The sequence below is a fragment of the Moorena sp. SIO1F2 genome (assembly GCF_010672755.1).
Taxonomy (GTDB): Bacteria; Cyanobacteriota; Cyanobacteriia; order Cyanobacteriales; family Coleofasciculaceae; genus Moorena.
This window is the reverse complement of sequence record NZ_JAAHFV010000622.1, coordinates 1-1,889: the sequence shown is the minus strand read 5'-3', so window position 1 is coordinate 1,889 and position 1,889 is coordinate 1. Positions and strand designations below refer to the sequence as shown.

3 protein-coding genes are annotated in these 1,889 nt (G+C 40.0%); 1 reads left to right on the top strand and 2 read right to left on the bottom strand.

The features are described from left to right. Positions 1–1,259, top strand: a 1,259-nt coding sequence (locus F6J94_RS33485; RefSeq protein ID WP_293048190.1) for a serine/threonine-protein kinase, incomplete at its 5' end; no start/stop codon positions are given. A 14-nt stretch (positions 1,260–1,273) separates the two neighbouring features. On the opposite strand, the gene F6J94_RS33480 is transcribed toward F6J94_RS33485, so the two are convergent. Both F6J94_RS33480 and F6J94_RS33475 read right to left on the bottom strand, forming a co-directional pair. Beyond that, positions 1,274–1,414: a hypothetical protein gene (locus tag F6J94_RS33480; RefSeq protein ID WP_293048188.1), complete on the bottom strand. Its 141-nt coding sequence runs from the start codon at positions 1,412–1,414 to the stop codon at positions 1,274–1,276. A 77-nt stretch (positions 1,415–1,491) separates the two neighbouring features. Next, positions 1,492–1,623, bottom strand: coding sequence for a hypothetical protein (locus tag F6J94_RS33475; RefSeq protein ID WP_293048186.1), 132 nt, complete (start codon positions 1,621–1,623; stop codon positions 1,492–1,494). Positions 1,624–1,889: the final 266 nt, after the last annotated feature.

Genomic DNA, 1,889 nt, shown 5'->3' with positions numbered 1-1,889 from the left:
TACAAAAAGCTCAAGAATTATTTGAGCGAGAAGCTGGGATGCTATACCAGCTCAGACATAACCAAATTCCTTGTTTTCGAGAGTTACTTAGAACCAGTATTGGTCGTAAAAATTATCTCTTTTTAGTACAAGACTATGTCGAAGGGTTAACCTATCACCAGCTGTTAGTCCAGGGTCAAAAGTTTAGGGAAGCAGATGTGATTAAACTGCTCCAAGACATCTTGCCAGTTTTAGATTATATTCACTCTAAGCAGATCATTCATCGGGATATTTCTCCGGATAATCTGATTAAACGGAATTCTGACAATAAGCCAGTATTAATTGACTTTGGTTGTGTCAAAGAAATGGTAACCACTGCCATTGTCCAATCAACCGGACACGTGATTGGAACTCAAGTGGGCAAACGGGGTTACTCCCCAGATGAACAGTTACGATATGGTAAAGCTGATGCCACTAGCGACCTTTACGCTTTAGCGGTAACTGCTTTAGTATTGCTAACCGGTAAACAGCCTCTAGACCTTTATGATAGTTATCACGCCACCTGGCTTTGGCAAGAGATAACTATTAGCCCCAGCTTCAAATCGGTCTTGGCTAAAATGCTGGCTAATCTTCCTAAAGAACGGTATCAGTCAGCCCAAGATGTCAGTGAAGCCCTAGAAACCGTAATTCCCCAGCCGGTAAGTAGCCAGCAACCAACTAAGCTACCCAATAATCTACCAACTAAACAACCAAATAATCTACCAACTAAGCTACCAAATAAACAACCAAATACACTATTTACCCAGATTGCTACCTTAGTGGCTGCTCCTGGTCAAACCATTAAAACAACCTTCACTGCTGTGCTCAATCGCAAACAGCAATCCACTAACCGTGAACTAAAGTTTTTTGGTCTTTCTATGTCCATTGCTTTATTAGTAGTGTTTGGAACGGTAGCAGTAGCTAGAGGAGGGTTTACTACACCAAAATTACCCAAGATATCCTGGAAATTGCCATCTATACCATCATTGCCTTCTCAATCATCTGTGAGTAACACAGAGCAGCAACGGCAAAAGCAAATCTATCAGCGTTGTCTAGATTTGAACATTGATCCAGGTACTTTTTATCAGAAAGTTGATCAATTTTTTTATAGTACATATCCACAATTAAAAGGAAAGACTCTTTCCGATAAACAAGAGGATGTTCAATTCCGGGCAGCTTGGTATCAAATTGCTGAGGATTTACTGGATAATTTGGAACAAGAGGCTTATTTGAGCAATTAGAGGTTTTGGCTGGTTCATTCTGCATCAATCCCATCCCAAAGCTCTGAAATAGGAAGTGCATTCCCTGTCATGGCTTCTTGCCATCCCTGACGAAAACTTTCTTCTGCGGTATTCTGTGTAATACTCTCACGAAACAGACGAACTATCTGTAACAAATTTGGTAAGTATTCTTGGGGAGTTTGTTGTATTTCCGTATAGCACTTGTTCCAGTATTTCTGTGGTAGTAGCGTTATCAGCTACAAAATTTTGGTCTGTCATTATTATATCTTGTTAGCAATACTCTGATTAATATAGCAAAGGGAGCAGGGAACGGGGAGCAGGGAGCAGGGAAGTCGGAAGTGGGAAAAAATCCTGTGTACGTCATAGGTATTATCAACGCTATAACTATACCAATAAATCAATAAAAAAAATTCGGTCAAGTTCTGGTTAACCCCAATTCTTGACCGATTTCTATTTTGTAAGCTTCCACAAGTACAGCTGAGCTGCACTCAAATCTAAATCACTGTCTTGATGCAGTCGCTCATGGTTTGAATTTACCGTAAGATAGTGGAGCCTTATTAAAAAATATTTAACCCTTTTCTGCATAACCTGCTAACTATAAAGGCTCCACTATCTAAGGTTTTGTCTCCG

What these genes read in the sequence shown, in the direction of transcription:
- F6J94_RS33475 (WP_293048186.1), bottom strand. Translation starts at nt 1,623, where the DNA reads ATGACGTACACAGGATTTTTTCCCACTTCCGACTTCCCTGCTCCCTGC.